17 protein-coding genes and 1 other RNA gene are annotated in these 16,924 nt (G+C 62.6%); 14 read left to right on the top strand and 4 right to left on the bottom strand.

All coding sequences use genetic code 11. The features are described from left to right. The first annotated feature begins 12 nt into the window (after window positions 1–12). Window positions 13–507 carry a gluconokinase gene (locus BLV45_RS11120; RefSeq protein ID WP_090532691.1) on the top strand — a complete coding sequence of 165 codons (495 nt, stop codon included), beginning with the start codon at window positions 13–15 and terminating at the stop codon, window positions 505–507. Window positions 508–588: 81 nt separating this feature from the next. Here BLV45_RS11120 and purB read toward each other — a convergent pair whose 3' ends face one another. Continuing rightward, window positions 589–1,977: an adenylosuccinate lyase gene (gene purB, locus BLV45_RS11115; protein ID WP_090532689.1), complete on the bottom strand. Its 1,389-nt coding sequence runs from the start codon at window positions 1,975–1,977 to the stop codon at window positions 589–591. A 163-nt stretch (window positions 1,978–2,140) separates the two neighbouring features. Between purB and BLV45_RS11110 the strand changes: the two genes are divergently transcribed. The 6 genes from BLV45_RS11110 to BLV45_RS11085 all read left to right on the top strand — a co-directional run bounded on the left by BLV45_RS11110 (window position 2,141) and on the right by BLV45_RS11085 (window position 7,909). Further along, window positions 2,141–3,097 (top strand): LysR family transcriptional regulator, encoded by a 957-nt coding sequence (locus BLV45_RS11110; protein WP_090532687.1) that lies wholly within the window; start codon window positions 2,141–2,143, stop codon window positions 3,095–3,097. A gap of 177 nt (window positions 3,098–3,274) precedes the next feature. Continuing rightward, on the top strand, window positions 3,275–4,579 hold the full coding sequence (locus tag BLV45_RS11105) for a Glu/Leu/Phe/Val family dehydrogenase (protein ID WP_090532685.1): 1,305 nt from the start codon (window positions 3,275–3,277) through the stop codon (window positions 4,577–4,579). Window positions 4,580–4,798: 219 nt separating this feature from the next. Further along, a complete protein-coding gene (locus BLV45_RS11100) occupies window positions 4,799–5,692 on the top strand; it encodes a glutamate/aspartate ABC transporter substrate-binding protein (RefSeq protein WP_090532683.1) in 894 nt (297 codons plus the stop codon). A 77-nt stretch (window positions 5,693–5,769) separates the two neighbouring features. Then, window positions 5,770–6,510, top strand: coding sequence for an amino acid ABC transporter permease (locus tag BLV45_RS11095; RefSeq protein WP_090532682.1), 741 nt, complete (start codon window positions 5,770–5,772; stop codon window positions 6,508–6,510). Continuing rightward, entirely contained in the window at window positions 6,510–7,187 is a 678-nt protein-coding gene (gene gltK / locus BLV45_RS11090) for a glutamate/aspartate ABC transporter permease GltK (protein ID WP_090532680.1), read from the top strand. Before BLV45_RS11095 ends, gltK begins: the two co-directional genes overlap by 1 nt. Then, entirely contained in the window at window positions 7,184–7,909 is a 726-nt protein-coding gene (locus BLV45_RS11085; protein ID WP_090532678.1) for an amino acid ABC transporter ATP-binding protein, read from the top strand. The genes gltK and BLV45_RS11085 overlap by 4 nt, the downstream gene beginning before the upstream one ends. Before the next feature lie 104 nt (window positions 7,910–8,013). On the opposite strand, the gene BLV45_RS11080 is transcribed toward BLV45_RS11085, so the two are convergent. Beyond that, entirely contained in the window at window positions 8,014–8,931 is a 918-nt protein-coding gene (locus tag BLV45_RS11080) for a class II glutamine amidotransferase (protein ID WP_090532676.1), read from the bottom strand. A gap of 176 nt (window positions 8,932–9,107) precedes the next feature. Here BLV45_RS11080 and pyrC point away from each other — a divergent pair, with 176 nt between their 5' ends. The 3 genes from pyrC (at window position 9,108) to rnpB (ending at window position 11,607) form a co-directional block, all read left to right on the top strand. Beyond that, window positions 9,108–10,169 (top strand): dihydroorotase, encoded by a 1,062-nt coding sequence (gene pyrC / locus BLV45_RS11075; protein ID WP_090532898.1) that lies wholly within the window; start codon window positions 9,108–9,110, stop codon window positions 10,167–10,169. A 175-nt stretch (window positions 10,170–10,344) separates the two neighbouring features. Continuing rightward, window positions 10,345–11,154 (top strand): DUF3025 domain-containing protein, encoded by an 810-nt coding sequence (locus tag BLV45_RS11070; protein WP_090532896.1) that lies wholly within the window; start codon window positions 10,345–10,347, stop codon window positions 11,152–11,154. 39 nt (window positions 11,155–11,193) lie between these two features. Beyond that, an RNA gene (gene rnpB, locus BLV45_RS11065) (RNase P RNA component class A) lies at window positions 11,194–11,607 on the top strand. A 93-nt stretch (window positions 11,608–11,700) separates the two neighbouring features. Here the strand turns inward: rnpB and BLV45_RS11060 are convergent. Next, window positions 11,701–12,123 (bottom strand): OsmC family protein, encoded by a 423-nt coding sequence (locus tag BLV45_RS11060; protein WP_090532674.1) that lies wholly within the window; start codon window positions 12,121–12,123, stop codon window positions 11,701–11,703. 639 nt (window positions 12,124–12,762) lie between these two features. Here BLV45_RS11060 and rplM point away from each other — a divergent pair. The 3 genes from rplM to erpA all read left to right on the top strand — a co-directional run bounded on the left by rplM (window position 12,763) and on the right by erpA (window position 14,195). Further along, the gene (gene rplM, locus BLV45_RS11055; RefSeq protein WP_042321008.1) at window positions 12,763–13,191 is read left to right on the top strand and encodes a 50S ribosomal protein L13; all 429 of its coding nucleotides are present in this window, start codon (window positions 12,763–12,765) and stop codon (window positions 13,189–13,191) included. Between the two features lie 11 nt (window positions 13,192–13,202). Further along, window positions 13,203–13,595 (top strand): 30S ribosomal protein S9, encoded by a 393-nt coding sequence (rpsI, locus tag BLV45_RS11050; protein ID WP_090532672.1) that lies wholly within the window; start codon window positions 13,203–13,205, stop codon window positions 13,593–13,595. Between the two features lie 234 nt (window positions 13,596–13,829). After that, entirely contained in the window at window positions 13,830–14,195 is a 366-nt protein-coding gene (gene erpA / locus BLV45_RS11045; RefSeq protein ID WP_090532670.1) for an iron-sulfur cluster insertion protein ErpA, read from the top strand. Window positions 14,196–14,309: 114 nt separating this feature from the next. Here the strand turns inward: erpA and BLV45_RS11040 are convergent, their stop codons facing one another. Then, window positions 14,310–15,440 (bottom strand): anhydro-N-acetylmuramic acid kinase, encoded by a 1,131-nt coding sequence (locus BLV45_RS11040; RefSeq protein ID WP_090532668.1) that lies wholly within the window; start codon window positions 15,438–15,440, stop codon window positions 14,310–14,312. Window positions 15,441–15,630: 190 nt separating this feature from the next. Here BLV45_RS11040 and tyrS point away from each other — a divergent pair, with 190 nt between their 5' ends. Next, window positions 15,631–16,878: a tyrosine--tRNA ligase gene (tyrS, locus tag BLV45_RS11035; protein WP_090532666.1), complete on the top strand. Its 1,248-nt coding sequence runs from the start codon at window positions 15,631–15,633 to the stop codon at window positions 16,876–16,878. Window positions 16,879–16,924: the final 46 nt, after the last annotated feature.

The following is a 16,924-nucleotide window of genomic DNA, read 5'->3' as shown; positions in this document are numbered from 1 at the left end:
AAGGAGTTTTCGATGATTCTGATCGCGATGGGTGTGTCGGGCGCGGGCAAGACGCGGATCGGCGAGTTGCTCGCCGGGCGCCTGCACTGCGACTTCACGGATGGCGACGCGTTTCACAGCGAAGCCAACAAGGAGAAGATGCATCACGGCATCCCGTTGACGGACGAAGACCGCTGGCCGTGGCTGCGCACGATCCGCGCGGCGATCGAGAAAGAGCAGCGCACGGGGGCGGATGCGGTGTTCACGTGCTCGTCGCTGAAGCGCTCGTATCGCGACATCCTGCGTGCCGGCGACAAGGACGTGTGCTTCGTCTATCTGAAAGGCTCGCGCGAGGTGCTGGAAGAGCGGTTGCAGACGCGTACCGGACACTTCTTCGATCCATCGCTGTTGCAGAGCCAGCTCGATACGCTCGAGGAGCCGGGTGAGGATGAGGCGATCACGGTGAGTATCGAGCTCACGCCGGAACAGATCGTCGATGAGGTGTTGAAGCAGGTTGAGGCGCGCTGATTATTTGGGCGCGTGGTGGATGTGAAAAAGGCGCTCCGTGGGAGCGCCTTTTTCGTGCCGCGTGAAACGCGAACAGCAGACTTATTTAATCCGCTTCGCCAGTTCCACCGCCTTGCCGACATACGAAGCCGGCGTCATCGCGAGCAGACGCTCCTTCGCGTCGGCCGGAATGTTCAGGCCGCCGATAAACGCCTGCAAGCCTTCGCGCGTGATGCCCTTGCCGCGCGTCAGTTCCTTCAGCTGTTCATACGGATTCTCGATGCCATAACGGCGCATGACAGTCTGCACCGGCTCGGCCAGCACTTCCCAGCAGTTGTCGAGATCTTCGTTCAGACGCGCTGCGTTCACTTCGAGCTTGTCGAGCCCGCGAATCAGCGAGTCATAGGCGAGCAGCGAGTAACCGAACGCGACGCCGATATTGCGCAGCACCGTCGAGTCGGTCAGGTCACGCTGCCAGCGCGAAACCGGCAGCTTGTCGGCCAGATGGCGCAGCGTCGCGTTCGCAAGCCCGAGGTTGCCTTCCGAGTTTTCGAAGTCGATCGGGTTGACCTTGTGCGGCATCGTCGACGAGCCGATTTCGCCAGCCTTCAGACGTTGCTTGAAGTAACCGAGCGAGATGTAGCCCCACACGTCGCGGTCGAGGTCGAGCAGGATGATGTTCGCGCGCGACACGGCATCGAACAGTTCGGCCATGTAGTCATGCGGCTCGATCTGGATCGTGTACGGATTGAACGTGAGCTTCAGGCGCTCTTCGACCACTTCGCGCGAGAACGCTTCCCAGTCGAACTCCGGATACGCCGACAGATGCGCGTTGAAGTTGCCGACCGCGCCGTTCATCTTGCCGAGCAGCTCGACCTTCGCGACGCGCTCGATCGCGCGTTCCAGACGCGCGGCGACGTTGGCGATTTCCTTGCCGAGCGTCGTCGGGCTGGCCGGCTGGCCGTGCGTGCGCGACAGCATCGGCTGTTCGGCCTGCGCGTGCGCGAGCGCGACGAGGCGCTGATGCACCGAGCGCAGCGCCGGCAGGATCACGTGTTCACGCGCGCCCGCCAGCATCAGGCCGTGCGACGTGTTGTTGATGTCTTCCGACGTACACGCGAAGTGGATGAACTCGCTCGCGCGTTCCAGTTCCGCCTGACCCTTCACCGATTCCTTCAGCCAGTATTCGACCGCCTTCACGTCGTGGTTCGTCACGCGCTCGATTTCCTTGATGCGCGCGGCGTCGTGCGCGGTGAAGCGCTCGACGAGCTGCAGCAGGAACTGCTCCGATGCCTCGGAGAAGCGCGGCACTTCGGCGAAACCGGCGCGCGAGAGCGCGATCAGCCAGTGAATCTCGACCGTCACACGATGGCGCATGAATGCGGCTTCCGAGAGCCATTCGCGCAGGGCTTCGGTTTTCGCGGCATAGCGGCCGTCGAGCGGAGAGAGGGCGGTCAGCGCGAAAAGGGTATCGGGACGGGTATCGGACATGATGGAGGCGGGGACGGAAGGTGAGGAACAGAATCTGGAAGAACCCGGAATTTTACCACTGGCGGCCGCCGGAGCCCGCTCGTACCCGTATCCGCGCCCGATGGGACAGCCGCGCCGCTAGAATGCTGACTTCTCCTTTTGCCGCACGGCGACCAGGGTCCGCATGGAACTGAAATGGCTCGAAGACTTCGTTTCGCTCGCGGAAACCCGCAGCTTCAGCCGCTCGGCCGAGCTGCGGCATGTGACGCAGCCGGCGTTCTCGCGCCGCATCCAGGCGCTCGAAGCGTGGCTTGGCACGGAACTGATCGACCGTTCGGTTTACCCGACGCGTCTCACCTCCGCGGGCCAGGTGTTCTACGAGCAGGCGCTCGCGATGCTCTCGCAGTTTCACGAAGCGCGCGCGCTGCTGCGCGGCCACACGGCAACGCCGGCCGCGACGATCGAATTCGCTGTTCCGCACACGTTGTCGCTCACGTATTTTCCGCGCTGGCTGCAACGCATCGAGGCGCAACTCGGCCCGATCCACACGCGTCTGCGCGCGCTGAACGTGCATGACGCCGTGCTTTCGCTCGTCGAAGGCGGCTGCCATCTGGTGATGGGTTATCACCATCCGAGCCATCCGGTCGCGCTTGATCCGGCGCGCTACGACATGCTGACGCTAGGCGTCGAGCCGATCAGCCCGTTCTCCGCGCCGCTGCGCGGGAGCCGGCCGCGCCACACGCTGCCCGGCACGCCCGAAGCACCGGCGCCATATCTGTCGTACACGCCGAACGCCTATCTCGGGCGCATGACGGAGGTGATCGTCGCCAACGCGCCGACCCGTCTCTATCTCGATCGCGTGTATGAAACGGACATGGCCGAAGGGCTGAAGGCGATGACGCTCGCCGGCCACGGCCTCGCGTTCCTGCCGCATAGCGCCGTCGAGGACGCGGTGGCCGACGGCAGCCTGATCCGTCTGGATCGCGGGTCACGCGGCGTCGCGCAAGGCCAGTTCACGCTGACGATGGAAATCCGTCTCTATCGCGACAAGCTCGCGGCGCAAGGCGACGACCCGCGCCAGGTGCTGGTGCGCCAGCTGTGGGACGTCGTGACGGCGGAACTGGCGCATGACGCGGCATGACGTTCACATGACACACTCTGACGTGCAATGCAACCGTCGATGCCCACACAAAATGCGACAGATTTTTTCGTATTTTGAACGTTATGCAAGAAAAACATAACGCAATAATCAAACGGCATTGGATTTCGTGACGCCCTTTTTCGACAATGGCTCCATTCGATCGACGCAGGAGCGTTCATGTCATCCCAAGAGCAGTCCGCATTCACCTCGCAGTCCATCCCGTCCTACCTTCACAGCGACGACCTCGGCCCCTGGGGCAACTATCTTCGTCAGGTCGACCGCGTCGCGCCTTACCTCGGTTCCCTGTCGCGCTGGCTCGAAACGCTGAAGCGCCCGAAGCGCATTCTGATCGTCGATGTGCCGATCGAACTCGACAACGGCACCGTCGCGCACTTCGAAGGCTATCGCGTGCAGCACAACGTTTCGCGCGGCCCGGGCAAGGGCGGCGTGCGTTATCACCAGGACGTGACGCTCTCGGAAGTGATGGCGCTGTCCGCGTGGATGTCGGTGAAGAACGCCGCGGTGAACGTGCCGTACGGCGGCGCGAAAGGCGGTATCCGCGTCGATCCGCGTACGCTTTCCCGTGGCGAACTGGAGCGCATGACGCGCCGCTACACGAGCGAAATCGGCATCATCATCGGGCCGAACACCGATATCCCCGCGCCGGACGTGAACACGAACGAGCAGATCATGGCGTGGATGATGGACACGTACTCGATGAACCAGGGGCAGACGGCCACCGGCGTCGTGACCGGCAAGCCGATCACGCTCGGCGGCTCGCTCGGCCGTCGTGAGGCGACGGGCCGGGGCGTGTTCGTCGTGGGTTGCGAAGCGGCCCGCCGTATCGGCTTCGACATCGAAGGCGCGCGCATCGCGGTGCAGGGTTTCGGCAACGTCGGCGGCATTGCGGCGCGTCTCTTCCAGGACGCCGGCGCGAAGGTCGTCGCGGTGCAGGATCACACCGGCACGGTGTACAAATCGTCGGGTATCGACGCGCGCGCGCTGCTGGAGCACGTGGCGAAGACGGGCGGCGTCGGCGGTTTCCCGGAAGCCGACGCGATCGCGAACGAAGACTTCTGGAGCGTCGAGTCGGACATCCTCATCCCGGCCGCGCTGGAAAACCAGATCACCGAAAAGAACGCGGCGAAAATCCGCACGAAGATCATCGTGGAAGGCGCGAACGGCCCGACCACGACGTCCGCCGACGACATCCTGCACGACAAGGGCATCCTCGTGATTCCGGACGTCGTGGCCAATGCGGGCGGCGTGACGGTGTCATACTTTGAATGGGTACAGGACTTCTCGAGCTTTTTCTGGACGGAAGACGAGATCAACCAGCGCCTCGAACGCGTGATGCGTGAAGCTTTTGCGGCGGTCTGGCAGGTTTCGAGCGAGCAGAAGGTCTCGGTTCGTACGGCTGCGTTTATCGTTGCCTGCAAGCGGATCCTTCAGGCGCGTGAAATGCGTGGCCTGTACCCCTGATGAGCCTGGGTTAAAGCGCGGCCTCGCCGCGCGCGGGTCATCGGGGCGTAAGACGGGTGAACGGGCGGCATCGATTCGATGCCGCCCGCTTTCGCGTATGTGCGATCTGAGCCATTGCCGGATTTATGCACTGCACAAGTCCTGACATGGTTAACAACGATTACTTTCAGAATAATTACTTTGTTAAACTGGCGCCGGTTCTTGATAGGAGATCACAACATGAAGATTAAAAAAGCTGCGCTGCTTCTCGCCACACTGGGGTTGTTCACCGTTGGCGCGCAAGCGCAGGACGCTGGCACACTGAAGAAAATCAAGGATACGGGTGTCATTTCGCTGGGTCATCGCGAATCGTCGATTCCGTTTTCCTACTACGACGACAAGCAGAACGTCGTCGGCTACTCGCAGGAATTCGCGCTGAAGGTCGTTGACGCGGTCAAGCAGAAGCTGAACATGCCGGACCTGAAGGTCAAGCTGACGCCGGTCACGTCGCAAAACCGCATCCCGCTCGTGCAGAACGGCACGATCGACATGGAATGCGGCTCGACCACGAACAACGCCGAGCGCCAGCAGCAGGTCGCATTCTCGAACACGATTTTCGTGATCGGCACGCGCCTGATGACGAAGAAAGATTCGGGCGTCAAGGACTGGCCTGACCTGAAGGGCAAGACGGTGGTGACCACGGCCGGCACGACGTCCGAGCGCCTGCTGCGCAAGATGAACCAGGACAAGAGCATGGGCATGAACATCATCAGCGCGAAGGATCACGGCGAGTCGTTCCTGACGCTGTCGACCGGCCGCGCCGTCGCGTTCATGATGGACGACGCACTGCTCGCGGGTGAGCGCGCCAAATCGAACACGCCGAACGACTTCGTGATCGTTGCCGCACCGCAATCGCACGAAGCCTACGGCTGCATGCTGCGCAAGAACGATCCGGAGTTCAAGAAGGTGGTCGACGACGCGATCGCGAAGGTCGAAACCTCGGGCGAAGCCGACAAGATCTACAAGAAGTGGTTTGAATCGCCGATTCCGCCGAAGGGTCTCAACCTGAACTTCCCGGAAAGCGATGACATCAAGGCGCTCTTCAAGAGCCCGAACGACAAGGCCATCGACTAACCGTCGCAGGTCCTGGCGTCAGACGAAACGGAAGGGGCAACGCGCTTCTTCCGTTTCTTTTTGCTGGAGTCTTCCTCATGTCTTATCACTGGAACTGGGGCATTCTGCTGAGTCCGGTATCGACCGGCGAACCGACCACCTATCTGGGCTGGATCATGTCCGGCTTCTGGGTGACGGTTACGGTGTCGCTGTCAGCGTGGGTCATCGCGCTGATCGTCGGATCGTTCTTCGGCGTGCTGCGCACGCTGCCGAACAGATTGCTCGCCGGTATCGGCACAGTTTATGTCGCGATCTTCCGGAACATTCCGCTGATCGTGCAGTTTTTCATCTGGTATCTCGTGATACCCGAACTGCTGCCGGTTTCGATCGGCACGTGGTACAAGCAGCTGCCGCCGGGCGCGCAGTTCTTCTCGTCGTCCATTTTGTGTCTCGGGCTGTTCACCGCCGCGCGCGTGTGCGAGCAGGTGCGCTCGGGCATCAACGCGCTGCCGCGCGGCCAGCGCGCCGCGGGTCTCGCGATGGGCTTCACGCAATGGCAGACGTATCGCTATGTGCTGCTGCCGGTGGCGTACCGGATCATCGTGCCGCCGATCACCTCGGAGTTCCTGAATATCTTCAAGAACTCGGCGGTGGCGTCCACGATCGGTCTGCTCGATCTGTCGGCCCAGGCGCGGCAGCTCGTCGATTACACGGCGCAAACGTATGAATCGTTCATCGCGGTCACGCTCGCGTACGTGCTGATCAACCTCATCGTCATGCAGTTCATGCGCGTGATCGAGCGCCGCGCGCGGCTGCCCGGCTATATCGGAGGCAAGTGATGCATCATTTCGACTGGAGTGGCATTCCGGGCGCACTGCCGACGTTGTGGACCGGCGCCGTCATCACGTTCCAGATCACGCTGATCGCGATCGTCATCGGTATCGTGTGGGGCACCGTGCTCGCCATGATGCGGCTGTCGTCGTTCAAGCCGTTCGAGTGGTTCGCGAAGGGCTACGTCACCGTCTTCCGTTCGATTCCGCTCGTGATGGTGCTGCTGCGGTTCTTCCTGATCGTCCCGCAGGTGTTGCAGAACGTGCTCGGCCTTTCGGCGGATATCGACATCCGTCTGGCGTCGGCGATGGTCGCGTTCTCGCTTTTTGAAGCGGCTTACTATTCGGAGATCATCCGCGCCGGCATTCAGGCGGTGCCGCGCGGGCAGATCAATGCGGCGTTCGCGCTCGGCATGACGTACGGCACGGCGATGCGCCTCATCGTGTTGCCGCAGGCGTTCCGCGCGATGGTGCCGCTGCTGCTCACGCAGGCCATCGTGCTCTTTCAGGATACGTCGCTCGTGTACGTGATCAGCCTCGCGGATTTCTTCCGTACGGCAACGAATATTGGCGATCGCGACGGCACCAACGTCGAGATGGTACTGTTCGCCGGCGCGTGCTATTTCGTGATTTGCGTGGTCGCGTCGAGCCTTGTCAAGGGTCTTCAGAAAAAGGTCGCAAGATGATCTCTATCAAGAATGTTTCGAAGTGGTACGGCCAGTTCCAGGTGCTGACCGATTGCACGACGGAAGTGAAAAAAGGCGAAGTGGTGGTCGTGTGCGGGCCGTCGGGTTCGGGCAAGTCGACGCTCATCAAGACCGTGAACGGCCTCGAGCCGTTCCAGAAGGGTGAGATCGTCATCAACGGCCAGTCGCTTGTCGACAAGAAGACGAATCTGTCGAAGCTGCGCGCAAAAGTCGGCATGGTGTTCCAGCATTTCGAACTGTTCCCGCATCTGTCGATTACCGAGAACCTGACGCTTGCGCAGATCAAGGTGCTCGGCCGCTCGAAAGACGAAGCGAATGCGAAGGGCCTGAAGCTGCTGGATCGCGTCGGCCTGCGCGCGCAGGCGGACAAGTATCCGGGGCAACTGTCCGGCGGTCAGCAGCAGCGCGTGGCGATTGCGCGTGCGCTTTCGATGGATCCGATCGCGATGCTGTTCGACGAGCCCACGTCAGCGCTCGATCCGGAAATGATCAACGAAGTGCTCGACGTGATGGTCGAACTCGCGCAGGAAGGCATGACGATGATGTGCGTCACGCACGAAATGGGCTTCGCGAAGAAAGTCGCGCACCGCGTGATCTTCATGGACCGTGGCCTGATCGTCGAAGACGACCGTAAAGACGAATTCTTCGACAATCCCAAGTCGGATCGCGCGAAGGATTTTCTGGCGAAGATCCTGCACTGAGGGTTCGGCGCGCCGCACCCAGGGCACAAGAAAAAGCCGCTTCGAAAGAAGCGGCTTTTTTACTGGGCGCGGGCGTTGCCAGCAGCGGCCGATTGGCGCGCGTTTCAGGATTCGAACGCGGCGGCGTCGTCGGATTCGAGATCGAGGGTCGCGGGCATCGGCTCCTGGACGACCGGCGTCGGCGCCGAGGCCGAGCGGTCGCTTGCCGGATCGCGCAGCTTGTCGAGCACGGCCTGCGGCACCGGCACATTCGTGCGGGCGATCACTTCGCCGTGCTGGAACATCAGCAGGTCGCCGGGTTCGAACGCGGTCCACACTTCGTTGTCGGTGAGCGGCTGCGTGGCGATCACCGCGACGCGATCTTCTGGCGTCGTGTACTTCGCGAAGTCGATCGACACGTCGGCGTCGACCAGATGCGCCGTCGAAAACGGCCAGCGCCGCACGAGGTAATAGAGGCGCGTCGAGCAGTGCGCGAAGAGCGCCTGTCCGTTCGACATCAGGAAATTGAACACGCCGGCCTGCGTGATCTCGCGCGTCAGTTTTTCGAGTGCGGGGAAGAGTTCATCGAGCCCCGGCTGCGAGCCCGGGAATTCCTTGCGCAGGCCTTGCAGCAACGCGCAGAACGCGAGTTCGCTGTCGGTGGTGCCGACCGGCTGATAGACGCCCGTGAGGAACGGCTGGTAATCCTGCAGATCGCCGTTGTGCGCGAAGATCCAGTGACGCCCCCACAGTTCGCGCATGAACGGATGGCAGTTTTCGAGCTGGATATGACCTTGCGTCGCCTTGCGGATATGCGCGATCGTGTTCTTCGACTTGATCGGATAGCGCTTGACCATCTCCGCGATGGGCGAGGTGGCCGACGACTGGTGATCGATGAAGAGCCGGCAGGCCTTGTCTTCGAAGAAGGCGATGCCCCAGCCGTCTGCGTGGTGATCGGTGACGCCGCCGCGCGCGGCAAAACCGGTGAACGAGAACGTGACGTCCGTCGGCGCGGCGCAGTTCATTCCGAGTAGTTGGCACATGTTGCGAAAGCCACGGGTGAACGGAGTGAGCCGTTACAATGATGATTTTCCAAGCATATCACCGAGCCAGAAGCGGCAAACAATGAAATTGACGGGTGTTCAGGCCACAGTGTTGCGGTTTGCCGACGTCGATTGAACCGTTTAACCGTTTTGCGGCGCTCGTCACTTCTTTCGCCATGACAGCTTCCAACGTTTCCCACGATTCCCTGACGATCGCCCGCCCGGACGACTGGCACCTTCACGTGCGCGACGGCGCGATGCTCGCGGCCGTGCTGCCGCACACCGCGCGCCAGTTCGGCCGCGCGATCATCATGCCGAACCTGAAGCCGCCGGTGACGACCACCGCGCAGGCCGCGGCGTATCGCGGGCGGATCGTGGCCGCGATTCCGGCGGGCGTGACGTTCGAGCCGCTGATGACGCTGTATCTCACCGACAACACGCCGCCCGACGAAATCCGCCGCGCGCGCGAAAGCGGCTTCGTGCATGGCGTGAAGCTGTATCCGGCGGGCGCGACCACCAACTCGGACGCGGGCGTCACCGACATCATGAAGTGCGCGAAGACGCTCGAGGCGATGCAGGAAACGGGCATGCCGCTGCTGGTGCATGGCGAGGTGACGGATGCGTCGATCGACCTCTTCGATCGCGAGAAGGTGTTTATCGATCGCGTGATGACGCCGTTGCGCCGCGCGTTTCCGGCGCTGAAAGTGGTGTTCGAACACATCACGACGAAAGATGCCGTCGACTACATCCGCGATGCGGGCGCCGCGCCCGAACTGCTTGGCGCGACGATCACGGCCCACCATCTGCTGTACAACCGCAACGCGATTTTCCAGGGCGGCATCCGTCCGCATTACTACTGCCTGCCGGTGCTGAAGCGCGAGACGCATCGCGTCGCGCTCGTCGAGGCCGCGACCTCGGGCAATCCGCGCTTCTTCCTCGGCACGGACAGCGCGCCGCATCCGAAGGGCCTGAAGGAGCATGCGTGCGGCTGCGCGGGCTGCTACACGGCGCTGCACGCGCTGGAACTGTACGCGGAAGCGTTCGATAACGCGGGTGCGCTCGACCGGTTCGAGGGCTTCGCGAGTTTCTTCGGCGCGGACTTCTACCGGCTGCCGAGAAGCGCCGAGACGGTGACGCTGCGGCGCGAACAGTGGACGCTGCCGGCTGAAGTCGTCGCGGGCGACACGCCGGTCGTGCCGCTGCGCGGCGGCGAGGCAATCGGCTGGCGCCTCGTCTGAGCGTCGGTCTGGCGATGCGGGGGCGTGGTCGGTGAGCACGGAGCCAGGCGGCCTCGACGCAACCCGGGAGGATGCCGCGACGCATTCGCTTGTGGCGGCTTCGGCGCATGCCGCGTTCGACGCATCGGCGGTGAATCCTGTGTCTGACCTGGCGTTGCCGGATTGTCTTTCGCAGATGGAAACGCCGTTCGCGCGGATCGACTGGCGCACGCCGTGGTTCGCGCAATTCGTCGCGCGCGGCGAGCGCTGGCAGCGGGCGGCGCTGGCCGGTGCGCCTGCGCTGCTCGCCGCGATGAACGCGGACGCGGGCCGCTCGCACCAGACGACCGGCCGCGGCCAGCCGCTGGCCTTCATCGCGCAGGACGACCTTCCGGCCGGCTCGGCGTACGAAGCGCATATCGCGTCGACGGGCGGCGTGCCGACCCGCCACAATCTTCACGACTTCTTCAACGCGCTCGTCTGGTTCCAGTTTCCGCGGATCAAGGCGACGCTGAACGCCCGGCAGTCGGCGGCGATCGACGTGTTCGGCGTCGGCCCGACCCGCGGCGCCACGCGCGACGCGCTGACACTGTTCGACGAAAACGCCGTGCTGTTTGCGTGTACCAATCCATCGCCCGGCGCGGCGTTGCGCGCGTTCGACTGGCGCGCGCTGTTCGTCGCGGATCGCGCGGCGTGGGGCACGCGATGCGAGGTGCGGTGCTTTGGTCACGCGCTGCTCGAGAAGCTGGTCGCACCATATAAGGCATGCACGGCGCATGCATGGATCGTCGACGTGCCGCCCGACTATTTCTCGTGGAGCGTGAGCGCGCGCGATGCGTGGCTGGACGGCGCGGTGAGCGAGGCGCTCTCGGCGGCGGGCGAGCTGAACGGGCGCGTGTTCGCGCCGCTTCCGGTGCTGGGCATTCCAGGCTGGTGGGCGGCGAACGAAAGCCCGACGTTCTACGACGACACCGCAGTTTTCCGACCCGGCCGGCGGGCCCGATAAACGGCGGCTTTGCCGTGCGATGTTAGAATCGGCGCCAGCAAAGCAGGCCAGGCAGTCGCGGCCTCCGCGGTTTCGACCAGAGAGGGCGAGGAAAGTCCGGACTCCACAGGGCAGGGTGATGGCTAACGGCCATCCGTGGTGACACGCGGAACAGGGCAACAGAGAACAGACCGCCGATGGCCCGGCGCAAGCCGGGATCAGGTAAGGGTGAAACGGTGCGGTAAGAGCGCACCGCGGCTGTGGCGACACAGACCGGCACGGTAACCTCCACCCGGAGCAATTCCAAGTAGGCAGACGCGCATCTTCGAGATGCAGGATGGGGCCCCCGTCTCGTCTGCGGGTAGGAAGCTTGAGCGCGTCAGCAATGGCGCGCCTAGAGGAATGGCTGCCACGCGCATCGCACCTTCGGGCGCAGTGCGTGCACAGAATCCGGCTTATCGGCCTGCTTTGCCACCCGAACAAAAAAATGCCGGCGTCGAGTCATCGACGCTGGCATTTTTCTTTGGTGCGCGCGCAACACGCATGGCTGATGTCGTGGGGCCCGGATCAGCCCGCGACGATATCGAACGAGTGCGTCAATTCGGCCGATCTGGCGAGCATGATCGACGCCGAGCAGTATTTGTCGTGCGACAGGTTGATCGCGCGTTCCACGGTCGCTGGATTCAGGTTCTTGCCCGTCACGGTGAAGTGGAAGTGGATCTTCGTGAAGATCTTCGGGTCTTCGCTCGCGCGCTCGGCCTTCAGCGTGACCGAACACCCGGCGATTTCCTGGCGACTCTTTTTCAGGATCATCACGACGTCGTACGCCGTGCAGCCGCCCGTGCCGAGCAGCACCATTTCCATCGGACGCGGCGCCAGATTACGGCCGCCGCCTTCCGGCGCGCCGTCCATCATGACCAGATGGCCGCTACCCGTTTCGGCCGCGAAAGCCATCCCGTCCTGCCCCATCCAGCTCACTTTGCATTCCATTCCCGTGCTCCAGCGCGTTCCGCTTGAATTCAAGATGGGCATTGTAGCCCGTCGGTTCAAGGGATGTCCGGGCCTGTCCGGGCGCTCTGGTCCGGTCGCGAACGCCTTGCATGGTGCGATGCGCCATGCATTGCCGGCCTCGGGATTGTTCTGATGATGTTAGAGGTTTTACTCTAGCCGTCGCAACCTGCCGACAGCGCCGGAGCGCCCGCGTGCGTTGATTGATAAGGGTTTTTGCCCATGCAAATGGGTGGCGTTATAGTTTTACATCATGAAATCGTATTTCACCATGCAAATATTCTTGCGTTGCACAAGGTCGGCTCATATAACCGATTCCATTGGTTGTCGCAGTTCGACAATCTCCGCTGTCTCCTCCACCTCCTCCTTTGGTGGATTAAGCCCGAACCAACCGTTCGGGCTTTTTTTCGCCTGCCTTTTGCCTGTTTTGCGGATTCCGGGCCCGTCTCCTGTGCCTTTTGCCGCAATCTTTGACGTCGCGTGGCAATTTCCTTTATAATTCAGGGCTTTTCCGCATCCGCGCCCGCGGAGGAAGAACCAGGGAGAGCCTGCACGCGCCTCGATGCGCACACTACAAGCAGGAAAAAATACATTGGGCGCAGCAATTTTTTTGGATCGATCATGAAGACGTTTTCCGCAAAAGCCCATGAGGTTACGCGTGAATGGTACGTGATTGACGCGACGGATAAGGTTCTCGGGCGTGTCGCCAGCGAAGTGGCACACCGTCTTCGCGGCAAGCACAAGCCTGAATTCACTCCGCACGTCGACACCGGTGATTTCATCATCGTTATCAACGCCGGCAAGCTGAAGGTCACGGGCAACAAGGCTACTGACAAGAAGTACTACCGCCACTCGGGCTACCCGGGCGGTATCTATGAAACGACGTTCGGCAAGATGCAGGAACGCTTCCCGGGCCGCGCGCTCGAGAAAGCGGTCAAGGGCATGCTGCCGAAGGGCCCGCTCGGCTACGCGATGATCAAGAAGCTGAAGGTCTACGCAGACGCAACGCATCCGCATTCGGCACAACAGCCGAAAGCGCTCGAGATCTAAGGGGAGCCCACATGATCGGTAACTGGAATTACGGTACGGGCCGCCGCAAGAGCGCCGTTGCACGTGTCTTCATCAAGGCAGGCAAGGGCGACATCATTGTGAACGGCAAGCCCATCGCCGATTACTTCTCGCGCGAAACGTCGCTGATGATCGTGCGCCAGCCGCTGGAACTGACGAGCCACGCCACCACGTTCGACATCAAGGTCAACGTGTCGGGCGGCGGTGAAACGGGTCAGGCCGGTGCGGTTCGCCACGGCATCACCCGCGCGCTGATGGACTACGACGCAACGCTGAAGCCGGCTCTGTCGAGCGCTGGTTTCGTGACGCGTGATGCCCGTGAAGTCGAACGTAAGAAGGTCGGCTTCCACAAGGCACGCCGCAGGAAGCAATTCTCGAAGCGTTAATCGCTTTGGGTCAGATTCGTCTTCGGGCGAATCTGCTGCAAAAAAGCCGCTTTCGCGTATGCGTCGGCGGCTTTTTTCATGGGTTGGCGTGCGTATGCGGGTGTCCCGGTATTCGCTTTGCCTGAAGCCGGTGCGCCAAATACCCCTACACGAAGCCCTTGATTTCACAGGGCTTCAGCACGATATTGAGATCAGCCCTACAATAGCGGCTAGAAGCTTATTTGGAGAGTTCGAATGAACGCAGTCACCGACACCCCCGTGACCGAGATGCCAAGCCCCTTCGTTTTCACCGACGCAGCGGCTGACAAGGTCAAGCAGCTGATCGACGAAGAAGGCAATCCGGAACTGAAGCTGCGCGTGTTCGTGCAGGGCGGCGGCTGCTCGGGCTTTCAGTATGGCTTCACGTTCGACGAAGCCATCAACGAAGACGATACCGTGATGAACAAGAGCGGCGTCCAGCTGCTGATCGATTCGATGAGCTACCAGTACCTGGTCGGCGCCGAGATCGATTACAAGGATGACATCAACGGCGCGCAGTTCGTGATCAAGAATCCGAACGCGTCGACAAGCTGCGGCTGCGGCTCGTCGTTCTCGGTCTGATCAACCGGGATAGCCGACCGGCGCTACGCCGGAGAGGGATGGACCAGAACGGGGCTGAAAAGCCCCGTTTTTTATTGCCTCCGGTGTTTCAATCGAAGGCAGCGCACCCGCCGCTCAACGCGAATAGATCGCTCCCAGCACCCGCTCGCCGGCGGCACCCGTGACGGCCGGCAGGTTGCCCGATTCGCGCGCGAGACAGCGCATCGCGAGCCACGCGAACGCCAGTGGCTCCACCTGGTTAGGCGGCACGCCGAGCGCTTCGGTGGTCATCACCGGCACGCCGCTCACGCCGCTTTCCTCGAGCGCCGCCTTCAGCGCTTTGAGTAGCTCAGGATTGCGCGCTCCACCGCCGCACACATAGACCGCCCGGCTATCGGACGCGTGGCGCTCGATTTCGCGCGCAATCGTGATCGCGGTGAGCGCCGTGAGCGTCGCCTGCACGTCGGCCGGGCTGACCGCGGCGAAGGGCGCGAGCTTCGCGTCCATCCACGCGGCATTGAACAGGTCGCGCCCGGTGCTCTTCGGCGGTTGCTGTTCGAAGAACGGCTCGTTGAGTAACGCGTTGAGCAGCGGGCGATGCACCTGTCCGCTGGCCGCGAACGCGCCGCCTTCGTCGAACGGTCTGCCGAGATGGCGATGCGCCCATTCGTCGAGCAACGCGTTGGCGGGCCCGCAATCGAAGCCGCGTACGCCGCCGGCCGCGCCAAGAATCGTGATGTTGCTGATACCGCCCAGGTTGCAGACGACGCGCGTCTCGCCCTTCCTGCCGAACACCGTCGCGTGAAACGCCGGCACGAGCGGTGCGCCCTGACCGCCGGCGGCGACGTCGCGCGAACGGAAATCGGCGACCACGTCGACGTGGGTCATCTCGGCGAGCAGCGACGGATTGTTGATCTGGCGTGTGTAGCCTTTTTCCGGACGATGCCGCACGGTTTGACCATGCACGCCGATCGCGCGGATATGGCTGACCGACAGGTTGCCGCTGCGCATCAGCTCGTGGCAGCACACCATGTAGCGCGCGGCGAGCGCGTTCGCGGCCAGCGCTTCACGTTCGATTTCATTCTCGCCGGGCTGTTGCAGCGCGAACAGCGCGTCACGCAAGCCTTCCGAAAAGCCGACGAACGCTTCGGCCTTGACCACCGGCGGCTTGCCCTGGGTGAATTCGACTGCGACGCCATCAACGCCGTCCATGCTCGTGCCGGACATCAATCCGATATACACGCCATCTGCCGTGTCTCGCGCCACGTTTTGCTCCTTGTGCCGTTTATTGCGAACTGTTTTAACAGATTAACAGCGCAACGGGCCGCGAGGAAAGGCGCGCGCCCGCGAAAGCTCGGCCTCGCGGGGCGAATCACGTAAAATCCGGTGTCCGTCCCGGCGCCGGCCGCCCGCGCCAACTATGGGACAATCTCCCTTTTCGACGTCACGTTCCAGCATGAGCTCCGAGTCCACTTCAACGCCCACCCCCGCTTTCCCGATCACCGACGAGGTTCGTCACGCGCTCGCCGTCGCCAGACGCGGCGTCGACGAACTGCTGATCGAAGACGAGTTCGCGCAAAAGCTCGCGAAGAGCGCGGCCACGGGCACGCCGCTGCGCATCAAGCTGGGCCTCGATCCGACCGCGCCCGACATTCACATCGGCCACACCGTCGTGCTGAACAAGATGCGCCAGCTGCAGGATCTGGGGCACACGGTCATTTTCCTGATCGGCGATTTCACGTCGCTGATTGGCGATCCGTCGGGTCGCAACGCAACGCGTCCGCCGCTCACGCGCGAACAGATCGAGTCGAACGCGAAGACGTATTTCGATCAGGCCGCGCTCGTGCTCGACCGCGAGAAAACTGAAATCCGCTACAACAGCGAATGGTCGATGCCGCTCGGCGCCGACGGCATGATCAAGCTCGCGTCGCGCTACACGGTCGCGCGCATTCTGGAACGCGAGGACTTCACGAAGCGCTTCCAGGGCGGCGTGCCGATCTCGATCCACGAACTCCTGTATCCGCTGATGCAGGGTTACGACTCGGTCGCGCTGAACGCCGACCTCGAACTGGGCGGCACGGACCAGAAGTTCAACCTGCTCGTCGGTCGCGAACTGCAGAAGCAGTACGGCCAGGAACAGCAGTGCATCCTGACGATGCCGCTGCTCGAAGGCCTCGACGGCGTCGAGAAGATGTCGAAGTCGAAGCACAACTACGTCGGCATCAGCGAAAAGCCGGCCGATATGTTCGGCAAGCTCATGAGCATCTCCGATGTGCTGATGTGGCGTTACTTCGAGCTGCTGTCGTTCCGTCCGATGGACGAAATCGCCGGCTTCAGGCGCGAGATCGAAGGCGGCCGTAACCCGCGTGATTTCAAGGTGATGCTCGCGCAGGAAATCGTCGCCCGCTTTCACTCGCCGGCCGATGCCGAGCGCGCGCTCGAAGACTTCAATCATCGCGCGAAGGGGGGTGTGCCCGACGATATTCCCGCGGTCACGCTCGCCGGCGCGCCGCTCGCGATCGGACAGCTGCTGAAGCAGGCGGGGCTCGTGTCCTCGACGAGCGAGGCGCTGCGCAACATCGAGCAGAGCGGCGTGAAGATCGACGGCGCGACGGTGTCCGACAAGGGCCTCAAGGTCGAAGCGGGCGAGTTCGTCGTGCAGGTCGGCAAGCGCCGCTTTGCACGCGTGACGTTGACGGCCTGATGATCTTCAAGCGTCTGCACGTCATGGCTGGATTCGCGTGGGTCGC

The organism is Paraburkholderia sartisoli (genome assembly GCF_900107685.1).
GTDB classification, from domain to species: domain Bacteria; phylum Pseudomonadota; class Gammaproteobacteria; order Burkholderiales; family Burkholderiaceae; genus Paraburkholderia; species Paraburkholderia sartisoli.
Note: the sequence above shows the minus strand (reverse complement) of the source record. Positions and strands in the feature narration are given on the sequence as shown.